The sequence below is a fragment of the Alteromonas sp. Cnat3-28 genome (assembly GCF_022348265.1).
In the GTDB taxonomy this organism is placed as follows: Bacteria; Pseudomonadota; Gammaproteobacteria; order Enterobacterales; family Alteromonadaceae; genus Alteromonas; species Alteromonas macleodii.
On the sequence record NZ_JAKREY010000002.1, the window covers coordinates 155,020 to 178,881 of the forward strand.

At 46.1% G+C, this 23,862-nt stretch carries 19 protein-coding genes; 10 read left to right on the forward strand and 9 right to left on the reverse strand.

The window, feature by feature from the left end; genetic code table 11:
• Positions 1 to 159 precede the first annotated feature (159 nt).
• From MHM87_RS02840 to MHM87_RS02850, 3 genes are read right to left on the reverse strand one after another with little or no spacing between them, the layout of a single operon-like run.
• Positions 160 to 1,548, reverse strand: coding sequence for an NAD(P)(+) transhydrogenase (Re/Si-specific) subunit beta (locus MHM87_RS02840; protein ID WP_014951244.1), 1,389 nt, complete (start codon positions 1,546 to 1,548; stop codon positions 160 to 162).
• Positions 1,549 to 1,559: 11 nt separating this feature from the next.
• Positions 1,560 to 1,841, reverse strand: coding sequence for an NAD(P) transhydrogenase subunit alpha (locus MHM87_RS02845; protein WP_014951245.1), 282 nt, complete (start codon positions 1,839 to 1,841; stop codon positions 1,560 to 1,562).
• Between the two features lie 2 nt (positions 1,842 to 1,843).
• Entirely contained in the window at positions 1,844 to 3,001 is a 1,158-nt protein-coding gene (locus tag MHM87_RS02850) for an NAD(P) transhydrogenase subunit alpha (RefSeq protein ID WP_239257723.1), read from the reverse strand.
• 541 nt (positions 3,002 to 3,542) lie between these two features.
• On the opposite strand from MHM87_RS02850, the gene MHM87_RS02855 reads away from it, so the two are divergent.
• The 4 genes from MHM87_RS02855 to MHM87_RS02870 all read left to right on the forward strand — a co-directional run bounded on the left by MHM87_RS02855 (position 3,543) and on the right by MHM87_RS02870 (position 9,558).
• Positions 3,543 to 6,449: a TonB-dependent receptor gene (locus MHM87_RS02855; RefSeq protein WP_168463126.1), complete on the forward strand. Its 2,907-nt coding sequence runs from the start codon at positions 3,543 to 3,545 to the stop codon at positions 6,447 to 6,449.
• Positions 6,450 to 6,533: 84 nt separating this feature from the next.
• Positions 6,534 to 8,102, forward strand: a complete 1,569-nt coding sequence (locus MHM87_RS02860; RefSeq protein ID WP_239257724.1) for a tryptophan halogenase family protein — start codon at positions 6,534 to 6,536, stop codon at positions 8,100 to 8,102.
• 26 nt (positions 8,103 to 8,128) lie between these two features.
• The gene (locus MHM87_RS02865) at positions 8,129 to 8,872 is read left to right on the forward strand and encodes a SapC family protein (RefSeq protein ID WP_014951249.1); all 744 of its coding nucleotides are present in this window, start codon (positions 8,129 to 8,131) and stop codon (positions 8,870 to 8,872) included.
• Entirely contained in the window at positions 8,851 to 9,558 is a 708-nt protein-coding gene (locus MHM87_RS02870) for a DUF6445 family protein (RefSeq protein ID WP_239257725.1), read from the forward strand. Before MHM87_RS02865 ends, MHM87_RS02870 begins: the two co-directional genes overlap by 22 nt.
• Positions 9,559 to 9,657: 99 nt before the next feature.
• On the opposite strand, the gene MHM87_RS02875 is transcribed toward MHM87_RS02870, so the two are convergent.
• From MHM87_RS02875 to MHM87_RS02885, 3 genes are read right to left on the reverse strand one after another with little or no spacing between them, the layout of a single operon-like run.
• A complete protein-coding gene (locus tag MHM87_RS02875; protein WP_239257726.1) occupies positions 9,658 to 11,097 on the reverse strand; it encodes a DUF2271 domain-containing protein in 1,440 nt (479 codons plus the stop codon).
• On the reverse strand, positions 11,097 to 11,996 hold the full coding sequence (locus MHM87_RS02880; RefSeq protein ID WP_239257727.1) for a calcium-binding protein: 900 nt from the start codon (positions 11,994 to 11,996) through the stop codon (positions 11,097 to 11,099). Before MHM87_RS02880 ends, MHM87_RS02875 begins: the two co-directional genes overlap by 1 nt.
• Before the next feature lie 25 nt (positions 11,997 to 12,021).
• Positions 12,022 to 12,816 carry a DUF4198 domain-containing protein gene (locus MHM87_RS02885; RefSeq protein ID WP_075177214.1) on the reverse strand — a complete coding sequence of 265 codons (795 nt, stop codon included), beginning with the start codon at positions 12,814 to 12,816 and terminating at the stop codon, positions 12,022 to 12,024.
• Positions 12,817 to 13,041: 225 nt separating this feature from the next.
• Here MHM87_RS02885 and MHM87_RS02890 point away from each other — a divergent pair, with 225 nt between their 5' ends.
• Both MHM87_RS02890 and MHM87_RS02895 read left to right on the forward strand, forming a co-directional pair.
• A complete protein-coding gene (locus MHM87_RS02890) occupies positions 13,042 to 15,369 on the forward strand; it encodes a TonB-dependent hemoglobin/transferrin/lactoferrin family receptor (RefSeq protein ID WP_239257728.1) in 2,328 nt (775 codons plus the stop codon).
• Positions 15,370 to 15,533: 164 nt separating this feature from the next.
• Complete coding sequence (locus MHM87_RS02895) at positions 15,534 to 15,716, forward strand: DUF6435 family protein (RefSeq protein WP_039229326.1); 183 nt, start codon at positions 15,534 to 15,536, stop codon at positions 15,714 to 15,716.
• Positions 15,717 to 15,751: 35 nt separating this feature from the next.
• Here the strand turns inward: MHM87_RS02895 and MHM87_RS02900 are convergent, their stop codons facing one another.
• On the reverse strand, positions 15,752 to 18,916 hold the full coding sequence (locus tag MHM87_RS02900) for a TonB-dependent receptor (protein WP_239257729.1): 3,165 nt from the start codon (positions 18,914 to 18,916) through the stop codon (positions 15,752 to 15,754).
• A 210-nt stretch (positions 18,917 to 19,126) separates the two neighbouring features.
• Between MHM87_RS02900 and MHM87_RS02905 the strand changes: the two genes are divergently transcribed.
• From MHM87_RS02905 to MHM87_RS02915, 3 genes are all read left to right on the forward strand, one after another.
• Positions 19,127 to 19,717 (forward strand): sigma-70 family RNA polymerase sigma factor, encoded by a 591-nt coding sequence (locus MHM87_RS02905; RefSeq protein ID WP_039229032.1) that lies wholly within the window; start codon positions 19,127 to 19,129, stop codon positions 19,715 to 19,717.
• A complete protein-coding gene (locus tag MHM87_RS02910; RefSeq protein WP_239257730.1) occupies positions 19,710 to 20,816 on the forward strand; it encodes a FecR domain-containing protein in 1,107 nt (368 codons plus the stop codon). Before MHM87_RS02905 ends, MHM87_RS02910 begins: the two co-directional genes overlap by 8 nt.
• A 175-nt stretch (positions 20,817 to 20,991) precedes the next feature.
• Complete coding sequence (locus MHM87_RS02915; protein ID WP_187446354.1) at positions 20,992 to 21,738, forward strand: hypothetical protein; 747 nt, start codon at positions 20,992 to 20,994, stop codon at positions 21,736 to 21,738.
• A gap of 93 nt (positions 21,739 to 21,831) precedes the next feature.
• On the opposite strand, the gene ppiC is transcribed toward MHM87_RS02915, so the two are convergent.
• A complete protein-coding gene (ppiC, locus tag MHM87_RS02920) occupies positions 21,832 to 22,113 on the reverse strand; it encodes a peptidylprolyl isomerase PpiC (RefSeq protein ID WP_012520075.1) in 282 nt (93 codons plus the stop codon).
• A 186-nt stretch (positions 22,114 to 22,299) separates the two neighbouring features.
• On the opposite strand from ppiC, the gene MHM87_RS02925 reads away from it, so the two are divergent.
• Positions 22,300 to 22,812, forward strand: coding sequence for a YgjV family protein (locus MHM87_RS02925; protein WP_275443074.1), 513 nt, complete (start codon positions 22,300 to 22,302; stop codon positions 22,810 to 22,812).
• 84 nt (positions 22,813 to 22,896) lie between these two features.
• On the opposite strand, the gene cyoE is transcribed toward MHM87_RS02925, so the two are convergent.
• Positions 22,897 to 23,793: a heme o synthase gene (cyoE, locus tag MHM87_RS02930; RefSeq protein ID WP_239257731.1), complete on the reverse strand. Its 897-nt coding sequence runs from the start codon at positions 23,791 to 23,793 to the stop codon at positions 22,897 to 22,899.
• Positions 23,794 to 23,862: the final 69 nt, after the last annotated feature.

Here is a 23,862-nt window from a genome sequence, read left to right on the forward strand (position 1 = left end):
TGAATAGCTAACTCAACATCTATAGCATTCACATACTAGAGCTGATAAGCATCAACTACAACTATAGTTGAGTACTTTATAATTAAGTTTAATACCCAATAAAAAGGCCTGTGTTTTAAACAGGCCTTTATAGAAGATGTCTCAAAGAGATACGCTGTATTAGTCGTCTCCGAACTCGCGAATAATGCTGTTAATAGTGTCTTTAGCGTCACCCAGAACCATGCGCGTGTTGTCTTTGAAAAACAGCGGGTTGTCTACACCGGCAAAACCGGCATTCGCAGAACGCTTAAGTACAAAGACCGTTTTCGCACGATGTGCTTCGATAACTGGCATTCCGTAAATAGGGCTGCCTTTCATCTCTTTGGCTGCTGGGTTAACTACATCGTTTGCACCGATAACAATAACCACGTCATAGTTTTCCATACGAGGGTTAACGTCATCCATCTCGTATAGTTGGTCATAAGGCACGTCAGCTTCTGCCAATAACACGTTCATGTGGCCCGGCATACGCCCCGCTACAGCGTGAATAGCGTAGTCAACCGTACAGCCATTTTCCTCTAGCAACGACTGAAGTTCACGTACCGCATGCTGCGCTTGCGCAACCGCCATACCATAACCAGGCACCACCAGTACTGCTTGCGCTGCTTCTAATACATAAAATGCATCTTGCGCCGACAGTACTTTAATCTCGCCTTCTATTTTTTCGCCGGCCTCGACTGGCTTGGCAAAGCCAGACAACAACACATTCATCAATGAACGGTTCATGGCCTTACACATAATATTGGTAAGAATTAAGCCTGACGCGCCTACTAGTAAACCGGTAACAATCAATATTGTGTTACCTGTAGCAAGACCTGCCGCCGACGCTGCTACACCTGAGTAGCTATTTAAAAGCGCAATAACCACCGGCATATCTGCACCACCAATTGAAATAGTCGCCCACAAGCCAAAGCTTAGTGACAACGCAATGGCACAGTAAATCCAAAGTGGGTTGCTTGGGTCGGTAGTAAAGAAATAACCAATCACCACCATGCCAATTAGATGCAAGATGCTTAGCTCGCGAAGCCCTGTGAAAATAACGGCTTTAGAGCTCATTTTTCCTGACAACTTACCCCAGGCTACCACCGAGCCAGAGAACGTAATGCCCCCAACTAAAATTGTGAAAAACAGGGTAATAAAAGTGAACGCACTTTCAGTTTTAAGAGTAATTAGGCTCATTCCGGCTAATGTTGCCCAACCCAGAAGCAATGACGCTGCGCCACCAAAGCCATTAAATAACGACACCATTTCTGGCATTGCCGTCATTTCAACGGTCTTGGCTTTCCACGCACCAAAGGCGCCACCAATAACAAAACCTAGCAGGATGTAATGATAGCTAATAATCTGCTGGTCAAGCAGGGTGACGACGACAGCAACCAGCATACCAATGGCAGAAATAAAGTTACCTTTTTTCGCGGTATCTGGATGGCTAAGTAACTTAAGTCCTAGTATAAATAGTGCCGCAGCAACTACGTACGCAAGGTTTATTACGGTTACGATATCACTCACTTGCGTACTCCTTATTTATCTTTTTTCTTGAACATGCCAAGCATGCGATCAGTAACGAGATAACCACCCACCACGTTGATGCTGGCCAGCGCCACCGCTGCGGTACCAAGAATGGTCGTTAGCAAATTGTTGTCGCTGCCAGAGGCAACCAATGCACCCACTAGCGTAATACCCGATATCGCGTTAGAGCCTGACATTAAGGGTGTATGTAAGGTTGCAGGCACTTTTCGAATTAGCTCAAAACCTAAAAAAGCAGCCAGTAACACGATGAAAAGTAAGTAAATGATTTCCATGATTAGGCTCCTTTATATGCGTTGATAAGCATGTCGTTGGTAATGTAACCGTCGTGGGTAATAACACAGCCGGCCAAAATGTCATCTTCTAGATTCAGCCCAAAGGTTTTGGTTTCATCATTAAAGAATTCATCGACAAGGTTGTAGATGTTATTGGCGTACATGTCGGTGGCGGCTTTAGCCACATACTGGCTCCAGTTTCCGTTACCGATTACCTTAACACCGTTAACTTCAACGGTTTCGCCAGCAACCGAGCCTTCAACATTACCACCTGATGTTGCAGCCATATCTACTACCACACTGCCCTGCTTCATAAGTGCTAATGTATCTTTTGATATGAGCACTGGTGGTTTGCGACCAAATAACTGCGCTGTCGTAATAACAATGTCAGAGTCGGCAATCGCGTCGCGTTGCGCTTCTTGCTGCTTCGCTTTTTGTTCATCGGTCAGTTCTTTTGCATAACCGTCCTTCGTTTGGCCTGTTTCCCCAATGTCGATCTTAAGGAATTTGCCACCTAGCGATTCTACTTGCTCAGCCACCACAGGGCGGGTGTCATAAGCAAGTACGTTTGCGCCTAAGCGTTTCGCGGTTGCTATAGCTTGAAGACCCGCTACGCCAGCTCCAATAATAAATACCTTTGCTGGTTTTATTGTTCCTGACGGAGTCATCATCATAGGTAATATTGATGGCAACTGATTCGCCGCCTGCATCACCATTACGTAACCCGCAAGACTCGCTTGCGAGCTCAATGCGTCCATTTTTTGTGCACGAGAAGAACGAGGGATCATCTCTACAGAAATAGCGGTTAGCCCCTTTTCTGCAATAGACTCAACAAGCGATTGCTGAAAGAAAGGGTCGAGATGGCCTACCACAATGGCCCCTTTTTTCATCAACGCTAGCTGTGCATCGGTGGGTTTGTTCACCGCCACGAGCATATCTGCTGTTGATAATGCATCATTCACATCATCGATGACAGTTACGCCTACATCTTTGTATTCTTTATCTGAATACCCTGAGTGTACGCCTGCTCCTGCTTCAAGCAGTAAGGTCGCCCCTTTTTTCACCAGACGCTGTGCACTACTAGGTGTAGCCGCACATCGCTTCTCCACATTATTTAGCGGATCTGGCGCTTTTGACTCATTTAATATTATGATTTTCACACGCTTCTCCTCACATTCCGGCTATCCGAGAATGACACCCTTTAAACAGTACTAAGCCATTTTATTCACTTATGCCTAGCATTCTCTAGCTAAATCAAAAACAGAACAGGCAATTTCTGTATTTATTTTGCTTCGAATAGCACCCCTTATTCCGCTTATTTTTCAAGCGAAACTGCGGCAAAGCTACGCTATATGGGCATACATCACTAGTATCATTTACTTACGAGTCATAACTAATATTTATATAGAAATGGCATACAGGTGATAAATGAAGTAGATAAAGAAGCATTTATTCTGTGAATACATCAATAATTGTGCATTTTTTAAACACACGTAAAGGTGGATTACGCTAATCGATGTCGAAGAAATCACGCCTTTTAAATAAGGTGACTCAATTAATTTAAAAAATTGTTAAATAAATTTGGGGGATTTTACAAACCGTGTCGTCTTGATGAATTAACAGCGAAATGCTGTGAGAGAAAGCCAAGTGGGGTGCACACCATAAGGCGCATTAAAATTAACGATTAGGACACACACCATCATGTATAGGAAAACCAAGCTTGCATGCTCAGTGGCAGCAGTTTTAGCGTCGGCTATTTCTGCGAATAGTGCATTTGCCCAAGACGCGCAACCCAATAAAGACGTAGAAGTGATTGAGGTAAGTGGTATCCGCTCATCGGTTGCAAAATCGATGGATGTTAAACGCAGCTCTGCTGGCGTAGTCGACGCCATTAGCGCAGAAGACATCGGTGATTTTCCCGATACCAACTTAGCTGAATCACTACAGCGTATTACCGGCGTATCTATCGACCGTTCAGGCGGTGAAGGCCAGCTAATTACCGTACGTGGTTTTGGACCACAGTTTAACACCGTGTTGGTAAATGGCCGTCAAATGGCGTCTGAAAACGATTCGCGTGCGTTCAGTTTCGACACGATTGCTTCTGAGTTAGTAAGCAGCCTTGATGTGCATAAAACGTCAACGGCCACAATGCAGTCTGGTGGTGTAGGCTCTACCATTAATATTAATACCGCGCGCCCGTTCGCATTAAACGGTTTTAAAATGGCGGGCTCGGTAAAAGGCGTGTACGACGAAAATAGCGAAGAAACTACGCCGCAATTTTCTGGCCTTATTAGCAACACGTTCAATGACGACACCTTCGGTGTATTACTTGCCGTTTCACACCAAGAGCGTGAGACTCGCCTTAACCAGGCTCAGATGGACGGTTGGCTAGAGAACGTTGGCGTGCCAAACCCTGTTACGCAGTCAGGCGACGCTTGGACAGGCAATGTATTTTCACCGCGAAACTACGATCACAAAGTGACCTTTGAAGAGCGTACGCGTACTAACGCTAATCTTGTATTTCAATATGCGCCTAACGACAAACTGGTAGTAACCGCTGACGCATTGTATTCAGATTTTGACGTAGAGTCTGAAGCAACGTCATACGGCCACTGGTTTACCGCGCCTAACATTCAGGGTGTAGGTGATGACGGCAGCCTGTTTGATGAAAACGGCAATCGCCGCAGCCCAACGGTTGATGCAAACGGTACTATTGTCGATTTATACCAAGAGGTAGGTTTGGCGACCGATATGCACGCCAAAACGTTCGACCGTTTAACTGATACCTATGCCATAGGCCTTAACTTTGATTACCAGTACTCTGATAATCTGAATTTATCGTTTGATTTAAGTCATTCAGAAGCCGAACGCGAAGCCAATAATGGTGGCGGCGATCAGCTTTCACTTATTGGTTATGCCAACCGCGTACGATTCCAAGTAGATGACAACATTTTACCAGTTGCCAGCATGTTCGCTTCGCCTAATGACAATATTTATAGCGGACAACAAGAACTAGATGGCGCGATTGTTACGGGTCCTGACGGCTTCCCTATATATAACCCTGCACTGACACCTGATGGTGTTAGCAATCATCTTGATGAAGCGAACAGCCGAGCTCACGTAATGCTGCGTCGAGGCTGGGCGGTAGAAGATGAAGTGAGCCAGCTGCGCTTTGACGGCGAATACGTAACAGATGGCAGCGGCCTAACTGAAATTCGCTTTGGCGCACAGTACAGCACCGAAACCAAATCACTTACCCGTTGGGACAATGAAGGTGTAGGTATTCACTGTACTTACTGTGGTTACCCAGACTTACCTGAGATCCCAGCAGGCAGCCAATACGTTTTTGACGCAGGCAGCGATTTTCTTTCTGACGTAAGTGGTAGCGGTCGCATGCCCACCTCTTGGCTTGCCCATGATGGCGAAGCCAACTTTGCGTTTTTAGAATCTTATTATCAAAGCGTAAATGGTGAGTCGATTAGTTTTGATGCGGTGCGTCGTAATAACAGCTTTGAAGTTGAAGAAGATATTATCTCTACCTATATGGAATTCGACTTTGAAGGCGAAGTTGCAGACATGTTCTTAAGCGCAACCGCTGGTGTGCGTTATGAAATGACGGATGTGACGGTTAACGGAACGCAAGCGCCAATAACGGGCTTAACGATTCTGGATCAAACCGAAATGCTGGCTGGTTTTGGCGATGCGCAAAGTATTGCCACTGAGTCTGATTACGACGTGCTATTGCCAAACTTCAGCGTACGTTTGGAAATTACCGACGACTTAATTGCGCGCTTTGCGGCGAGTTCAACTATTACTCGCCCTACGCTTAACAGCATGTCACCGGTGACAGTAATTACAACCACCCGCCAAGGTGGTGACTTAACGTCTACCAGTGGTAACCCTGCACTAGAGCCATTCAAATCGGACAACTTGGACTTGTCACTAGAGTATTACTATGACGAAGCAAGTTATGCATCAATTGGTTACTTCAGAAAGTTGGTATCGAACTTTATTGTTAATAGCCAAGAAGACAAAACCTTCGAGCTTGCTGACGGCAGCTTGCTAACCGACCCTTCTACAGGCACTAACGCTAGCGCGCCAGATGCGGGTGACGACGTTGCTGTGTTTACCAATACTCTGCCAAATAACGGTGAAGACGCAACGGTAGACGGCTTCGAGCTTGCGCTTCAGCACACTTTCGATAATGGCTTTGGGGTGCTTGCCAACGGAACTATCGTTGACAGTGACGCCGAACTCGATCCATTCGATATTAATCAGGTATTTGCACTAACCGGGTTAAGTGATTCTTACAACTTGGTGGCATTTTATGAAACTGACGATTATCAAATTCGCCTTGCCTATAACTGGCGTGATGAGTTTGTTCAGTCGTTAACACAAGGGCAGGGTGACGGCCCAACCATTGTTGAGTCTTATCAACAGCTTGACATTAGCGGTAGCTACAGCGTGACAGACAATGTAGAAATCTTCTTTGAAGGTATTAACCTTACAGAAGAGTTTGTACATAAACGCGGTCGCTTCTCTAATCACTTGCTGTTGGTTGAAGACAGCGGCAGACGTTGGGCCTTCGGTGTGCGCGGAAACTTTTAGTTTCGCGTAATTGGGGCCGACATTTGTTGGTCCCACATTCGTGGCTACCATTTGGTAGCCACAGTTTTTATTCAGGAAATCAGTATGACAACAGCAACTCCCATAACGCACATTGTAGTAGTTGGTGGCGGTAGCGCAGGGTGGCTAACGGCTGGTCGTATTGCAGCGCAACATCAATGCGCTACCCGCAAAGACATTAAAGTAACCTTAATAGAAAGCCCCAATGTGCCTATTATTGGCGTGGGCGAAGGCACCTGGCCAACCATGCGCTCAACACTAATTGCATTGGGTATTAGCGAAACCACTTTCATCAAAGAATGCGACGCCACATTCAAGCAAGGAGCAAAGTTTGCTAAGTGGACCACTGGTGAAGAGCACGATTTTTACTACCACCCTCTCATGCTGCCCCAAGGGTTTTCGCAAACAAATTTAGGTCCTTACTGGCAGACTGTAGCACCAGAATTAAACGAGTCTTTTTCCCATGCAGTATGTGTTCAGGAAGCGATATGCGAAGCAGGTTGTGCACCTAAAAGCATACGCCACGCAGAGTTTGCAGGCACCGCTAACTATGCTTATCACCTAGATGCAGGAAAATTTACCGCCTTTTTAACCAAACACTGCACTGAAAAACTAGGTGTACACCATGTGCTGGCCGACGTTAACCGCGTCGAAAGCAGCAATAACGGCGATATCAAAGCCCTTCATACCGAGCAAGGGGTAACAGTAGAAGGCGACCTCTTTGTTGACTGTACCGGCTTTAAATCTATGCTGCTCGGCGAACACTACAAGGTGCCGTTTATTCCCTGTGACGATGTACTTTTTATCGACCGAGCATTAGCAGTACACGTGCCTTATGACACCCCGCAAAGTCCTATTGCATCCCACACTATCTCCACCGCACAAGACGCCGGTTGGATTTGGGATATCGGTTTGCAGTCACGCCGAGGTGTAGGCCACGTCTATTCCAGTAGGCATCAGAGTAAAGATGACGCCTATGCTCGCTTAGACACATACGTTCGCCAAACCAGCACGTTAAACGGCATAGATGGGATAAACGTAAAAGACATTACTATTCAAAGCGGACACAGGCAGCGCTTTTGGCAAAATAACTGCGTGGCTGTTGGGCTAGCGGCGGGCTTTCTAGAGCCGTTAGAAGCCTCAGCGCTTGTACTGGTGGAGCTGTCTGCCTCAATGATCGCCGAACAGTTGCCAGCAAATCGAGCCGTAATGGATATTGTGGCGAAGCGCTTTAATGACACCTTTTCTTACCGTTGGCAGCGAATTATCGACTTCTTAAAGCTGCATTACATGTTGAGTAAGCGAGAAGACAGCGCATTTTGGCGGGACAATCGCGATAGTCATACTATTCCGGATTCATTAAAAGAATTACTCGCACTGTGGCAATACCACCCACCTAGTGACAAAGACTTTACCAGCAACAACGAGGTATTCCCCGCGGCAAGCTATCAGTATGTCCTGTACGGTATGGGGTTTACCTCAGATTTAGGCGCACATCAGCAATGGGTGAACGCCGACTTTGCTAAGCAACAGTTGATGCAGAACAGAAAAGCTCGCGGCATGGCGGTGGAGAAACTGCCTAAACATCGCGAACTTATTAATAAAATTCACCAATTCGGCCTGCAGGCCGTTTAACGTAAATCAATAAGCAGGGCCTACGTATGACTCACATGGTTGCCATTAATAATAAACAACATGCAGATTTGAAAGTAACCGACGATGCATTGTCACTCAGTGCCAATCAGCACCTTGTTCCTGTGGTGGTCTCTGAGCTAAACAAGCTAGTGGTACATTATCCCGTGGTGATCACCAAGTTTGACGACTCAGGACAATTTGGCTTATCTGCCTTATTAGGTTTTGAAGAAAAAGAAAACCTATTTTGGCAACAAGGTGAATGGGATGCGGTTTATATTCCCGCACAGTTTGAACGCCTGCCTTTTTATGTAGGAACGGAAGCGCAAAGCGCTGACAGCAGCAACCGGGTGCTGTGCATTGATATGGATAACGCTTCAGTAAGCGAAGAAAAAGGCACACCGCTTTTTGATAACACGGGAGAGCCCAGTAACTACCTGTTAGAAAAGCAGCAGATCCTTGCTCAGCTACTTGACGGTGAAACGCAAAATCAACGTTTTATTGCCGCGCTGCAACAGCACAACCTTATCACACCATTCACCCTAGATATTACCTTTGAAAACGAAAGCAAAACGTCTATAACAGGGTTATATACCATTGATGAAGATAAGCTAGCGGCGCTTAGTGCTGACGCGATTGCTGATTTGCATGCACAACACATGCTGCAAAGCATTTACACGCTCATAGCGTCAAACGCACAAATCTATGCCCTTATCGACAAAAAGAACAAGGCGAATAAAAACGCAGACGCATGGTTTCAAACTACGAATTGATTAAGGTTGGTGAGCAAGCCACACCGATTGTTGTTATCGATGGTTTCATACCAGACCCGCTGAGTTTGGTAGAAACAATTGCTCAACACCACCCATTTACAAAACAAGATGGCGACTTTTATCCGGGGGTGAGAAGTCACCCGCCCCAGGAGTATGTCAAACACCTACATACCTCGCTTCCGTTGTTGTTTAGCCAACTTGCTTCGCATAATGGGCTACAAGATTTTGGCGTGGAAAAGCCGCTTCAAATACCCCTAGTGCAACTTTCCATAGCCAATCAAGCGCCGAAAAGTTTATCGCCCATTCAATGTATTCCGCACATCGATACGCAAAAGGATAATGAATGGGCATTGGTGCACTATCTGTTTAGCGCGCCTTTGGGCGGTACTGCATTCTATCGACATATTGATACGGGGTTAGAGCGGGTTAATGCCGCGCAATACGAAGGCTATTTTAAAACCTTAAAACGTCAAGCCACCAGCGTAGGGTTACCACCTAAAGCGTACATAAACGGTGATACCGCCATGTTCACCCAAATCGCCCGTATTGAGCCTATGTTTAATCGCGCTGTGTTGTATCCAGCCAACTTGCTGCACAGCGGCTGTTTACCTAACGATATTTCGGATTATGCTGATGTGAAAGAAGGCAGGCTAACCGCAAACGCCAGTATCACGTTTAAAGGGTAAAACGCTCAGCCCTAATAATGAGGGCTATGAAAACTTCAGATAGCGATTTGCGATAGCTGCCTTTGGTAGTGCTCGTTACTGCAATTTTAAGATTGACGACTAATTCATTAGTGAGAGTGTAATAGACGCGATTTCATCCGTGCCCGTTACGGTTATTGGTGAAGTCAGGCTATCAAAGGTAAATGGAATTTTCTCATAGCTTCGACCGCCGTGTTCTCTGGCCACTTCAACGTGAAGAATTAACGACGACGAGTTTGCGCTTTTTCCAAAATCATCCAATCCATCCCACTCTATGTGCAAGGGTGCGTTTTTCTTTGTAGCCCCGGCAAACCCATCGACTAAACCTTCATTTTTCCGACCCACTCTTCGCCACCATGTGCGCAGCTCGCCTAGCCATCTTTCACTGGTGCCGCGAAGCGCCAAGCTTTTTACTAGCCGGTTCTTTTCGTCGCTTATCCACACGCTTACGAAAGGACCGCGATAATCTGCAATGTCAAATAGCGGTAAGGTGATATCAATTGAGATGGCGTAGCCATTTTTTTCAGTCTTGTTTTTACCCGACGTGCGAGCTGTATAGGTGTTGCTGGTAAATACCCTGCCATTTTCATCAATTAACTTCAGCGCTAGTGATGGGTTCGCGTTAACTAACTCCATGGCTTGCTGCGCTGTTTTGGTTGCCGAAAAGTGTGCTAACAACATGGCTTCAAATGCGTTATCCGCCACTGATATGGCTTGAAACTTGGCGCTAGGCCAACCGTCACTGTGGCTTAACACGCCCTTTTCTAAAGGCGCCAGCTTTGAAGTAGAAAGTACTGGGCGTTGCCACGGCCTGATGTATGCGATGGTGCTTGGATTACTAACAGCGTCCCTTGCGCGGCCATTTTGAATTACAGCCTCTTGCGCCACGGTCCCCTGCCAACTAAAACCTTGGTTCGACGCGTGGGTTTCTAGCCCTTGCGCGCTAATGTGGTAAGAACGAATATTAATTGATGTCAGGTAGTGAGCAATGCGATCTACGGCAAGAGAAGCTGTGAACTCGGATAAATCCCACTGGATAGGTGACGCAAACGCCACGCTGTTATCGTCATCAAAATTGACCTCAGCAATGCGCGCCACACGAGCAAGACGTCTCACTTCGCGACGCGAAAGGTCATGCTTACCTTGAACATATTCGGCCCAATAGTCATAAAGCGCACCGTTGCGGCAGCTTATGTTACCTTCAGTCCGATTAAACCAATCCTCGCACCGCTTAATGGCACTGTACAGCCACGCCGGAAGTGTACCTTCGTAACGTTTATTAATTTCGCTAAGCGCACTCGTTGCGTTTGATTTATCTAACGTTTGATAGGTGTCTTTAATCAGTAGATCAATATTCTTTTGCTCAATGGCGCTAAGTGTCTGCTCTTCGTACAGGGTTATTTCTGTGTTAAGCGTGTGGGAGATTGCTTCTGGTGATGGTGCAGGAAACACATACAACTCGGCCTTAACAGCATAGCTGGCGGTAAATACCGCCAGATATAAAAGGAAACGCCCAACCATTATTCGCTGACTTGTGCAGTGGTGGTGTCACTTTGCTCCTGCTGACGTGGCGCAGGCGCTGGATCAGCTAACGTTAAGTAGCCATCACCATTAGTGTCGTAGCGATGAAAGGCATTAAACCCAGACACCATGTACTCTGAAAATGTCATTTTGCCATTCTCGTCTGTATCAAGAACTTCAAAGCGAACGTAAGTTTGTTTAATTTGCCCTTCATGGGTCTTCTCGATCTGTGCATCCAGCCTGTCTTCAAACTCAAGCACGTATTCTTGCTCTGTAAGCTTGTCATCACTGTTTTCGTCTGTACGCTGGAATTGCGCTTTGCGAACGGCGTGAAACTCTTCTTTTGTTACCTTTTCGTCACCGTTTTGGTCGTATAAGGTGACAAAGCCTTCAATATTGTGGCTGGTCGGCATGCGCAACATAGGGCGCTGTACTAGCTCAGGTTTGTCATCTTTTTCTTGTGACGCCGAGCGACGGGGCGCTGGTTCAGGGTCGCCCAGTGCAACTACACCATCATTATCACTGTCCATACGTGAGAAACTTCGCTCACCCGCCGCGTTTACTTCATCAATAGTAATAAACTCGTCATCGTTGCTGTCAACAGCATGGAAACGTATGTGAGTTTGTTTTACCGATGCTTTTCTGTCTTCAGCTAACCGTTTTTCTACTTTGCCTTCCCACTCATAAACATATTCACTTTCATCAAGTACACCGTCTTTGTTGGTATCAGACGCATTGAAGCGAGCGCGTCTGGCATCAACGAACTCTTCTAATGGAAGTGACTCGTCTTTATTTAAGTCATAGGTCAATATAATGCCGCTGGCGCTATGTGGTGCAGCTACTGCCGAAGCGCTAATACAAAGCGCAGATACAACGGCTAAACTTACTGTTTTAAACATAATTATCTCCTTGTACCCTCAATGATTAATAGGCTTCGAATGATAGTGTGGTGGTGTAGCTATAAGTGGGCACGTCTGCACCATCAGGCGCGTCGGTACGCAGTCTTACTTGCATCAAATAGACATCTTGTGCTGAAGGAGTAAATGACGCTTGCCCATTGGCATTTGTCGTTAATTTTTCTACATCAGATTCTTCGGCGAACTGATCTTTTCCTTGGTACACCGAGATTTCATGATCGGTAACAGGCTTACCGTTAAACAGAACTTTGAAATTAAAACTCTCGTTGGCAAACAAACTGTTAGGGTGATTAATTGCCACGATCTCTAAGCCGTCGTTTCTTGGCGCTAACGCCTGTTCACTTGGCCCTTTCTTCGTTACGTACGTTGTTGCAAACGTAACTGATTGAAAGTGCTCTTTTAATATCGCACCTTCAGGTAGAGGCTTTTCATTACCTCGCATAGAGCCACGCTCACCGTCCTTTTCATACACGCGAAAAATTGCCCCCATGCGTTTTCCGGTTGAAAACTGGTAAGTCCCTTCTTCCTCTAAAGTGTGCTCAAGAACATTACGGGTAGACAGATCGACAACCTTCTCCACACTCACTAGCTTGCCGCTAGGGGTTACCACTTCAAACGATGCATTCGTAATTGCCGCTTCTGGTACAAAAAATTGTTCTGCAAAAGATGCATCTAGCGTGACTTTACCGCCTCTAACCGGTTCAAACTGAAGCGGTTTTAGGTAAGCCACGTGGGCTAGAGCAGCGCCACTGAAGCAGCTTGCAATAAGCAAGGGTAAACTGATGAGCGTGTGTTTTTTCATGGTTTTTTATTTTCTAGTTGTGTAAAAGTGAAATCATACTATTGCAAATGATAATAGTTATCAATAGTATTACGATCGATTTTTGACGCACGAAGTGTCAAGAAATCGCTTTGACAGGCGCGATTTAAGAAAAATAAAAATGATATCAACCGACGCAAACAGGAGGCTTAGCGTTGATACGAAATACTAATTATTTGCACTTTTATTAAAAATTGGAAAAGAACAATGAAATTTAAACGCTCAACGGTAGCTATTTCGCTTGGCTGTGCGCTAACACTTCCTGCCCTAGCTCAACAATCAGAATTGGCAGTTACAAAGGCCAAAAGTGAAGAAACCCTGACAACGACTGTCGAAACCGTGCTGGATGCACAAACTCTGTCAAAGCGCTCAATTACAAATATTGAAGATACCGCTCGCTATATCCCAGGAGTACAAACTAATGATACGGGTAACCGTTTCGGTAACGATGGCTTCAACATTCGCGGCTTGGAAGGAGACGCCGTAGCAGTAACTGTAGATGGCGTCGGTCAAGGCGAAACGCTAAACCCAAGCTCATTCGCCGCTTATGGAATGTATGGATCGAGCCGCGGCGAAATTGAATTGGAACACGTAAAAGCCGTCAATATCACTAAAGGCCCAAGCGCTGTCGCGCAAGGACCAGGCTCCCTTGCTGGCTCAGTTACCTACGTGACCAATGAAGCGAGCGACTTTTTACCTGCCACAGGCGATGCCACAGGCGTTAAATTGAAAACCGGTTTTGATGCACGCTCTGACGAATGGCTAGTACACGGCACCGTCGCTAACAGAACGGGTAACTTCGACTCGCTATTGCAATACACAATGCGCGACAGTAGTGAAACAGAAGCCCACAGCCATGGTGAGAATATCTCTGGCTCAGCACGTGGTCAGGCTGACCCGATGGATAATCAAGTCGATGCAGTTTTACTTAAACTTGCTTATAACTTTTCCGAGCACCAGCAACTAGGCTTTGTTTACGAAAAAACGGACAGAGAAACGAACGGCGTACCTCTTTCTCGCCAAAGTGACTCTTATTTTGACTTCACCTCAGCGGATGAAAATAACCGCGAGCGAATTGGGCTTTTCTTTAACAACGAAAACCTAGGCCTAGCGTTTGCTGACAGCATAGATGTGACATTGAACTATCAAGAGCTGTTTTCATCGGGTGTAACCAGCTTTCTTTACGGCAGTGCAGACGGCGACGCTATATTGCGTACCGAGGACCGCAATTTCAGCCAGGACTCATTGAGTTTCAATGTTGATTTAGCCAAATCAATCACCGGAGAATTTAACCATGAGATTATTTATGGCTTTAGTTATCAACAGGTGGACGCAGAAGCGGTGATGTTCGACCGCAGGTTCGCTGGACAAACCGCGGACTCGCCTATATTAGACGGCTACCCTATTCGCGACCAAAGCTTTGTTCCAGAAACCGAAAAAACGTTAATTACAGCCTACCTAGCTGACACGGTTGAACTTAGCGAGCAATTAAGCGTAAACGTTGGACTTCGCTACGATTCTACGGAATATACGCCTACTGTAGACAGCACATTTTCAGATCCCACAGGATTAAGTATCACAGACAGCGAATTTAGTGCGGTGGTAGGAGAGATTGGTGCTACCTACGAATTCGTAAAAGGCCACTCTATAAATGCCCGAATTGCTCAGGGCTACCAAGCGCCTACGCTCCAAAGCTTGTATTTTGGTACAAACTCAGGCGATGAAGTCACCGATATCATAACTGGTAACACGTTTATTGACCTTGATCGTATTGCCAACAGTGAACTCGATGCTCAAGAATCGACTAACTTTGAACTCACCTATATTGGTGATTTCGAGAACGGAAATGTCAGCGTGTCGGTGTTTAGAACTGAATACACTAACATGATTCAAGACGAGACTTATTCAACGCCTTATGGCACTGAAGTAACTACCGTGCAGTGCGGTCGCTTCGGTTGTGAAACCGTAGTCAATACTGATGATGTATTCACGCAGCCACAAAATACGGGCGAACTGACTGTTGACGGTTTTGAAGTTACTGCTAATTACAATTTTACAGATAACATTGCGGGTCGTTTTGCTTATACAGCATTGGACGGTACCTACGACACCGCGTCTGCTTTTAACAATGCGGGGGACGACTTAGAAACCGTATCGCCAGATACCGCAACAGTTGGACTAGGCTACGTATCTGATGAAGGTGATTGGGGCGCAGAACTTGTCGCAATTTTGAGTAAAGGGGTAGAAGAAAGTACTCAACTTAGCTACACCTCGTTAAACAACGGTGCAGGTCCATCGCATACGCCTGCAGGCTATGCTGTTTTCGACCTGCTCGCCTACTACGACATTACTGAAAACCTGCGCTTTACCACGGCGATCTACAACCTTACAGACAAAGAGTATTACCGCTGGGAAGTACTTAATAGCGTAAGAGACGGTACTGGTGGTTTCTTTGGCGGTGTGAGCGGTAATGGATACCAGCGCTACTCAGAGCCAGGCAGAAGTATTAGTGCCTACGTCACTTACCAGTTCTAATGTAACCAAAGTGCAGGCCATACTTAGCTCAACTTAGCCAAGTGGCCTGCCATTCACTCAAGTATTCTCCCATGAATGTTTATGAAAGTTTGTTCACGAAAATGGGTGATCGAAAGTTCCTGTTCAAACGTTTTCTCGCTATCTCTCTTTTTAGGACTTTCACTATGTTTGGACTTTTTAAAAGCAATCCAACCAAAAAGATGCGGAAGCAGTATGACGCCCTTCTTGAAAAAGCCATGCACGCGCAAAGAAACGGTGACATAAAGACTTATTCATTGCTTACCGCCCAATCAGAAAAACTGTGGAAAGAAATAGAAACACTGGAGAAGAATACACAAGGAACATAAATGCTAGGCGCTTGCAAATTGCGTGTGACCGAATACTAATACGTGATGTTTACACCTAAGGCGTAGCGCGCCCCCGCGTCTTGCACAAGCAAGAGATGATTGCTGAATCGGCCGCGCTTATGCACGGTTTCGTTAGTAATATTGATACCTTCAAAAAATACAGAAACCCTTGGGCTGAACTGGTATGAAAGGCTCATATCCCACTGCTTGTAGGGGCTAACAAAGGTAGGCTCGGTGCTTTGGGTTTGGTTCAGCGATTGCAAGAACCCTTCTCGCTGGTTCCAGGCCACCCGCCATTGCAGCGCGTTTTTTTCATAAAACAGCACCATGTTTTTGGCACCCGACAACCCTGTAAGTGCGAAGGTTGAACGGATATTGGCGGTGTCTAATTCAGCGTTGCTGTCTACAAAGCTCGCATTGGCCTGAATTCCCCACCCTGACTCGCCAAACAAATGCTGTACTGCTACCTCTACCCCTTCAACCGTTGCAGACTCACCGTTGCTAGGAGATATTACGGAAAACTGCGCTAATGCATCAGCATCATCAACCGCGTTTGGATCTGTGCCGGTGCTAGGGTCAGTCACGTTATTAAAGGTTTGTGTACTGCTTTCATTAACAATGAAATTATCTACCGTTTTTCTAAAGTAACCTGCCGATATATAGCTATTTTCCTGGTAGTAATGCTCAATGGCCAAATCAATGTTTTTTGCCTCAAAGGGCAATAGCTGTGCGTTTCCGATACGCGCCCGCAGGTCGCCACCTTGTCGCGTGGTGGTGTAAGTTACACCTGGTGCCATCTGTTCTAAGGTTGGGCGGGTGATACTGTGATTATAAGCCGCGCGAAATACCCAACTATCTAACCAGCTGGCTTTAACGCTCACGCTGGGTAAAAGATTGGTGTAGCTTGACGATTTATCAATATTTACCGAGGCGCCAAACTCTTGCCCCAGTTCGGTTTGGTCTAAAATAACTAACGCCGATAACTGCTCATCGACACCGCTTACCTTTACGTCAGTGTACTCAGCACGTAGCCCTGCATGCACATCGATAAACCAAGGCGCGTAGTCCTTCTCAATAGCGGTTTGAATATACCCCGCATACACTGTTTCTTTAACAGCGAAAGAGCTTCCCCGTGTTTCAGCGGCTAGACTGACATCCCCAGCGTTTTCTAAGTAACGGAATAATGTATCACCGTCGTGGCGCAGCCACTGATGAGGTATGTTCTCATGCCCACTAATTGAGCCTAGAAAATCGTCGCCTGCGTCAAATATGGTTTGGAAGCTATCGGGAATATCTGGTGCATCAAAATAGCCGCAAAAACTGCAGTGCCTTGCGTCTGCTTCGTTGTCTCTTCTTTCGTTGGCTTTTTCGCGCTGAGTTAATGCTCCACCAACGTCAATTTTGCTAAACCAGTTTTCATCCCCAAGCATGCTTACATTGATTTTTGCTTGCCCTATATCGTCGTCAACACTCCATCCTCTGCGTAGCATAACGTGGGAACGGCCGTTAGCTGGGTCTAAGTAATGGGATACCCCCACAGGCTCACCCAAAGCGTTAACTTGACGAGGGTTGGCTTGTTCAAAGCCCGATATAGCCGGCAATATGTTTGATTGAGTATGGTCAAATGAAGAGCGATTTAAATAGCCGATAAGCGAGAGAGAATTACCCTCTCCGTTATTGTCATCGACATTAGCCATTGAGTAAGACAGATCAGCATCAACAATTACGCTATCGCTTGCGATGTAGTTCGCTGCAAAACCGAAGCTTCTCAAGGTCGATGAACGGTTAAATGTGCGCGCGTGAAAGTCGGTGGCATGCCCGCTATTTTGTGAAAAAGCCACCGCCGTGCCGTTTTCATCCACCGTAACATCTTCAAGGTTACTCGATGTAAACCAATGTCCCATTGAGGTTGCCGAGGTTTCAACATCAAATGTTGACCCCAGATAATCAGCCGTAAGCTCTAGCTTGTTGTTAGGTCGATATTGTAAAACGAGCGCAGACCCCGTACGTGTTCTATCGTCAAAGCGCACTCTTTGATCGTAATTCCTGGGCACATATAGCGTAGAAACGTCATCAGAAAGCTCACTTTCAGGTACGTTAGTATTTACCAACCAACCATCAATTTGCGCTTCTTCTAGTCGCGCTTGACGCTTGTGTTGAGTAAAAGAGGCTAGAATGCCAAACGAGTTGTTCAAATAAGTGTTGCTGAACATAGCAGAGGTAGAAGGCGCATATTGTTGCGAGTTAGTATCGTACTGCATTTTAATGCTGCCAGCCGCCCGCATCCCCTTGAAAGAAAGAGGTTTAGCGGTGTGAACATCGATCGTAGCGCCGATGCCACCTGACTGCATAGTCGCCTGGCTTTGTTTGTGCACGGTTACACTACTGACAATCTCAGAGGCCAGCGTATCAAAGCTGAATTCGCGCCCGAGCTTATCGGTTGCCATAGGCCTGCCGTTTAATAACACCCGATTAAATTCCGGCCCAAACCCCCTCACTGTAACAAGTTGGCCTTCACCTTCTGCGCGGTCGATAGATACGCCAGACACACGCTGCAGCGCTTCTGCGAGGTTTTGATCGGGAAACTTGCCCATATCCACCGACTGAATAGTATCAATGATGACGTTCGCGTTGCGTTTAATCCCCACCGATTGAGCAACACGCGCTCGCAAGCCCCTTACTTCAATGTATTCAATGTCGTAACTACCTTGCTCATCCGGTACGGTCACCAAGCTATCGTCTTGTGCGGTAATGGCGTTAAAAAGACGACCAAGCAAGTGATTGTTTTCATCACTATCGCTAGCAGGCACTATTTTTATTCGGGTGTTATCGACAATATCAGCACTCAGGCCTGTACCAGCCAAAAGCTTTTCTATTGCTACTTGCGGGGTATAGTTACCACTTACTTCATTTGCAAAAATATGCCTGACTTTATTGAAGGGAAAGACTACGGTCAGCTCGGCTTGATTGGCAAATGCGATGATTGCCTCGTCTGCACTTTGTGCAGGAATAGCGAAATCTATTGCGGAGACCGGCGATGTATTCTGTGTAATCACTTCTGCTTGTTGGTGGGGCAGCACTGACTGCGCAATAACAGTGTGACTTGCGCCGAACGACATCATGCACAGTGCAACCGTTAAAGCTTTAGGCTTAAAAGGCAGCATGATTATTGTGTCGAATGGTTCACTTGCCACAGGCATATTCGGTTTTACGCTATTGTTATTATTGATTATTAGAGTGTGTGATGCGTATGCGTCACCCTACACGTTATTGTTGGTGTTGTTTTAAACTAGCGTCGCATTATATACAACCCATTAACAAATTTAATTTTTGAGCGATAATGTTGAAAATACTGGGGGAAAATAGCGTGGCTGTCGTCTTAGTAAGTAACAACGATAAAAAATAACAATATGCCCATAGAAACAGCCATACATAATGCCTATATGTCGGCGCGCGGCTCGATGGCCAAAATGCTGTCGCGCCTTGTGCCGCCTAAAGAAGTGGATGACATACTGCAGGATACGTATGTTCGCTTGTGTCAGGCGAAATCTACCGAGCATATTAAAGAGCCCAAGTCGTTTTTGTTTAAAACCGCAAAAAACTTGGCCTACGATCACTTGAAGCGTGCAGAAACACGCATGGTAGACGACAGCGTAGAGGTTGCGGCAGCACTGGAAAGCGCAATTAGCGGTGTTGAAGATGAAACATTTCACAACAACGCCACCCAGCAAGAGTTTAAGTTGTTTTGTGACGCAGTGCGCGCCCTTCCCAAGCAATGCAGGCGCGCATTTGTATTGAAGAAAGTGTATGGCTACTCTCTTAAAGAGATTGCCCAAGAATTAGAGATAAGCGAAAAAACCGTGGAAAAGCATATTGCTGAAGGAATAAAAAGATGCACCTTATTTATGCGACGACAAACGACGTCGCATACACGGCCGAATGCTTATCAAAGTGGTGGGCAACACAGTACGGCGGATGTAAAGAGAGACGCCCATGAATAGTTCAACAAACGAAACAAAAAACGCTAAGTCAGACACCAATAGCAACGTTGTACAGTTTAATAGCGATGAGCGTGTGCTTGATGCCGCTAGCGAATGGCTAGTGAAACTCGACGAAGGGCTTGATGACAATGAAACACAAGCGCTAAAAACATGGCTTGCAACGCCTTTGCATCGAGACACCTTCCTCGAAATAGTAGCCTTGTGGGACAAGATGTCGGTGCTTAGCGAACTGGCTGAGATCGTACCTCATACACCTGAGCCTAGCGTCAAACACAAAGCAAACCACACCGTGACTTGGAAGCGCCCGCTGGCCATTGCTGCCTCGTTTTTAATGGTCGGGCTGTTAAGTTATCAGGGGCTAAATTTATTCTCGCCGTCTAACCAAACCGAACCTGTTTCACAAATGGCAAGCTACTCGTTACAAGCCTCGACCAAACCGGGCGAGCACAAGAGCATTAGCTTAGAGGACGGCAGTACACTATGGCTTAATACCAACTCTCAAGTGAACATCGCTTTTACTGAAACCTCACGGATTATTCAGCTTGTCAAAGGTGAGCTTCATATCGAAGTGGCGAAAGACAAATCCCGCCCGCTCAATGTACTTGCAGCCGGTAAAGCCATACAGGCGGTTGGTACTGCTTTTAATGTGCAATATCACCGCGGCGACCTTGAACTGGTAGTTACCGAAGGCGTGGTAGAAGTCGCCAGCTATACACTTAACAAAGCGAATGGCGAAAGCATTATTGATCCAATTATTAAACCGCAGGCTCAGCCACTGACGTTAGTTCAAGGTGAAAAATCTCTTTTATCTTTGCCTAACAGCACCGTTGAGACCGTGTCAGATGAAGATATCGCGAATGATTTAAGCTGGCGTGAAGGCAAGATTGTATTTCGCGGCGAGCCATTAATTGACGTGATTGAAGAAGTAAGCCGATATACGGATAAAACGGTTGTTTTAGGTGATGCTGCGCTTGCTAACATGCAAGTAGCAGGGCTATTCAACACCAATGATGTAGACGCGCTTATTGCCGCCCTTGCCGACAATTTACAGATATCTACAGACTACTCTAGCGACACTATTGTCCTTCGCCCCCGTTAACGGTGGGTTTGCTCATAAGTTATTACTTAGCATTATTGAGCTACAAACTAAACACAAAGCGCGTTCTAAAGCTTAACTCGCGCTTTTACCCACTCCCCCTTACAATGACGCCTTATACCAGTCGGCATGCATTGGTATGATAGATAAATGCATCAAATAATAAGGCGTCTTTGATATGCAAATAGGCAGTGCTGTAACGGCAATTAAACATTTCACTTCCAGGCTACTATTTCTGGCCACCTGCGCGGTGCTATCTAATACAGCTTTCGCCATTGAAGCTGGCCAATATTACTATTTCATTTCTGACAAGTGCGTGGCTAAAGGCCCTCAAACGCCCGAAGAGCGAGGCGCCGTAACCCCAGATGTTATGCTATTTGAAGTGGTACCTGCGGGGATCAGCGACTACTACGTAAACATGAATACGAGCGCACTGATTCACTATACAGAGGAAGGGCAAGCGCACCTTTCTTCAATGGAAGCAGAGCAGGCCTATACTGCTGGTAAAGCACCGTCGAAAGACAGCCTTAGAAAAGATGGCAATGCCATTCAGCACGACTTCATGCTGCAGCGCGAAGCAATAGATTTAAAAACCCTGATAAACACGTTAAATGGTTTTTCCCAGCTGCAGTCTGATAAAGGCTACTTTTTTAAGAAAATCGTAGGCCTTTCTAACCCCGACGCTAAATTTAAAGCCATTACCCGGGTTCGCTTAAGCGATATGGGTTACGACAATCGCATGATGCTAACAAGCTACTCCAGCGACTACTTTATGCTGGATGAACAAGGTAAGGCCTCTGACACAGCATTTATTACGGTAGATCACGGCGCAGCGCTACGCAATTCACTGCACGACACCAACAGCCCGTACGCCATATTTACCAAAAATTCAGTATGCGGTGAAAAGTGGGAGCCGGGCAATTAACAAGGTAATTAGCTAGGACATACTTTAAACGCTTGTTGAATGGATCGGGCTTACTTCGGCCTTTAGCGGCTTTGGTTTTAAAAGGCTCTGGTTTTAATTACTACGATAAAGCGTTTTAATAAGGTGGTAGCCGAAACGGGTCTTCACCGGCCCGTGTACTTTTAGCACGTCTTTTTTAAATACCACATCGTCGAAGGCTTTTACCATTTGGCCTCTACGGAATTCACCAAGATCGCCGCCACGCTTGCCCGACGGACATTTAGAATGACGCTTTGCTAACGTCGCAAAATCCTTACCCTTTTTAAGCTGCTCTAAAATAGAAAGCGCTTCTTTCTCTGTTTTAACCAAAATGTGAAGTGCGGATGCCGTTGCCATGGAAAGGACCTAATTTGTATCGGGGGTTTAAGAATAATATCGTGCACGATAAGTATACCCTAGTGAACAACCCGCCTGCCATTAGTCAATGTGATGTGTTGGGTTAAAAAAGCGATGTAAAGGCTACTCTGCTGTTTAAAAACTGCGTATCGTTAACCTTTATCAATCATTGACGAGCCTTCCCTTTTGTTACCAGAATTCGACTTGGCCCAAGCGATAGGATTGCTGAGTTTTGCGCTTGGCATTTTGTGCTTTTATCAGCGTGATGATCAGCACCTGCGAATAATGATGGTGGTGATGAATTTAAATCACGCCCTGCATTTTGCGCTACTTGGTGCCGTAACCGCATGCTTAAGTGCCTTGCTTTCAGTGGTAAGAACAGGCATTTCAATTAAAACTCGCTCCCGAAGTGTCGCCTACCTGTTTATATTAATATCGCTAGCAGCCGGGCTGTATTTGGCCGAAGTTTGGTACGACTTATTCCCTATTTTGGGCACGTGTATAGGCACTTATGCCTTGTTTTGTTTGTCGGGAATACGCATGCGTTTAGCGTTTTTGTGCGGCGCTATATGTTGGCTAACCAACAATATTATTGTCGGCTCTATTGGCGGCACCCTGCTTGAAGCTACGCTACTGGCAGTTAATAGCTTCACCATTATTCGCTTGTACAGAGGGCAAAAAGCACTCGGTCAGGCCTGATTGCTCAAAGTGAATGCGTTGCTATACGCACACTGCATTGGAAGCTTTCAAGCCAACCTCGTCGAGTGAGTCGAAACACGTCAATTAGAACGAGAGCGCAAACAGACTCGTTACTGACGTATGATAGTCCAGTGACATAGCGACGGATAACAGCGTTATATTCACAATGGAGAAACCAAAAACACGTTTTGCCCAGCCTTCTACGTTGATGTCTGGTCTGTATCCGCGCAGTGCCATCAATAACCACCAAAGGCTTGTTGCAAAAGCGACTGTCAAAAAGCCAATACCCGTATAGCCGCTAAGTGGAAGCAGCATTACCACTAAAGCAAATAACGCAATATGAAGAACAATATGGCGTTTTGCTTTCGCGATACCTTGCGATACAGGCAATACCGGAATGCCAGCCGCCTTATAGTCGTTATATCTAAAGATAGCGATGGCATAAGAATGGGGCATTTGCCAAATGCTGAACATACCCAGCAAAATAGCCGCAGCCATATCAAACTGACCGCTCGCGGCGCAATAACCGACTACGGGCGGAACGGCCCCCGACAAACTGCCAACGAAGGTGCCATACACAGAATTTCGCTTCATATACAGGCTGTAAACACCCACATAAATGACGTAGCCAAAAGCGGCAAAAAATACCGCGGTAAGGTTGGTGTAAGCTGCTAACAAGCCGAACCCCGAAATGCCTAGCACAGCACCATGCAACATCGCAGTAAGTAATGGCAACTCGCCTGTTACCGTAACTCGGCTAGCCGTGCGCTGCATTTTGCCGTCGATATCTCGGTCAATGCAGTTATTAATGACACAACCTGAAGCCACCACCAGCGATAAACCGATGAGCGTTGCGAGCAATAGCCAATAATCTATATCGCCACGGGACGCGAGCAAGAAACCGCCCGTTACCGAAATAGCATTGCCCATAATAATGCCGGGCTTGGTGACTGACAGGTAACGTTTATAAGTAGAGGTCATGGGTAAAATCCAAATTTAAAACGCGCCCATTTAGACGCGTATCAAGGTGTACTGAGAAGTCCCAATGTT

Coding starts and splice junctions, on each gene's coding strand:
- MHM87_RS02845 (WP_014951245.1), bottom strand. CDS start 1,841: ATGGAAATCATTTACTTACTTTTCATCGTGTTACTGGCTGCTTTTTTA.
- MHM87_RS02855 (WP_168463126.1), top strand. CDS start 3,543: ATGTATAGGAAAACCAAGCTTGCATGCTCAGTGGCAGCAGTTTTAGCG.
- MHM87_RS02860 (WP_239257724.1), top strand. CDS start 6,534: ATGACAACAGCAACTCCCATAACGCACATTGTAGTAGTTGGTGGCGGT.
- MHM87_RS02865 (WP_014951249.1), top strand. CDS start 8,129: ATGACTCACATGGTTGCCATTAATAATAAACAACATGCAGATTTGAAA.
- MHM87_RS02870 (WP_239257725.1), top strand. CDS start 8,851: ATGGTTTCAAACTACGAATTGATTAAGGTTGGTGAGCAAGCCACACCG.
- MHM87_RS02875 (WP_239257726.1), bottom strand. CDS start 11,097: ATGGTTGGGCGTTTCCTTTTATATCTGGCGGTATTTACCGCCAGCTAT.
- MHM87_RS02880 (WP_239257727.1), bottom strand. CDS start 11,996: ATGTTTAAAACAGTAAGTTTAGCCGTTGTATCTGCGCTTTGTATTAGC.
- MHM87_RS02885 (WP_075177214.1), bottom strand. CDS start 12,816: ATGAAAAAACACACGCTCATCAGTTTACCCTTGCTTATTGCAAGCTGC.
- MHM87_RS02890 (WP_239257728.1), top strand. CDS start 13,042: ATGAAATTTAAACGCTCAACGGTAGCTATTTCGCTTGGCTGTGCGCTA.
- MHM87_RS02895 (WP_039229326.1), top strand. CDS start 15,534: ATGTTTGGACTTTTTAAAAGCAATCCAACCAAAAAGATGCGGAAGCAG.
- MHM87_RS02900 (WP_239257729.1), bottom strand. CDS start 18,916: ATGCCTGTGGCAAGTGAACCATTCGACACAATAATCATGCTGCCTTTT.
- MHM87_RS02905 (WP_039229032.1), top strand. CDS start 19,127: ATGCCCATAGAAACAGCCATACATAATGCCTATATGTCGGCGCGCGGC.
- MHM87_RS02910 (WP_239257730.1), top strand. CDS start 19,710: ATGAATAGTTCAACAAACGAAACAAAAAACGCTAAGTCAGACACCAAT.
- MHM87_RS02915 (WP_187446354.1), top strand. CDS start 20,992: ATGCAAATAGGCAGTGCTGTAACGGCAATTAAACATTTCACTTCCAGG.
- ppiC (WP_012520075.1), bottom strand. CDS start 22,113: ATGGCAACGGCATCCGCACTTCACATTTTGGTTAAAACAGAGAAAGAA.
- cyoE (WP_239257731.1), bottom strand. CDS start 23,793: ATGACCTCTACTTATAAACGTTACCTGTCAGTCACCAAGCCCGGCATT.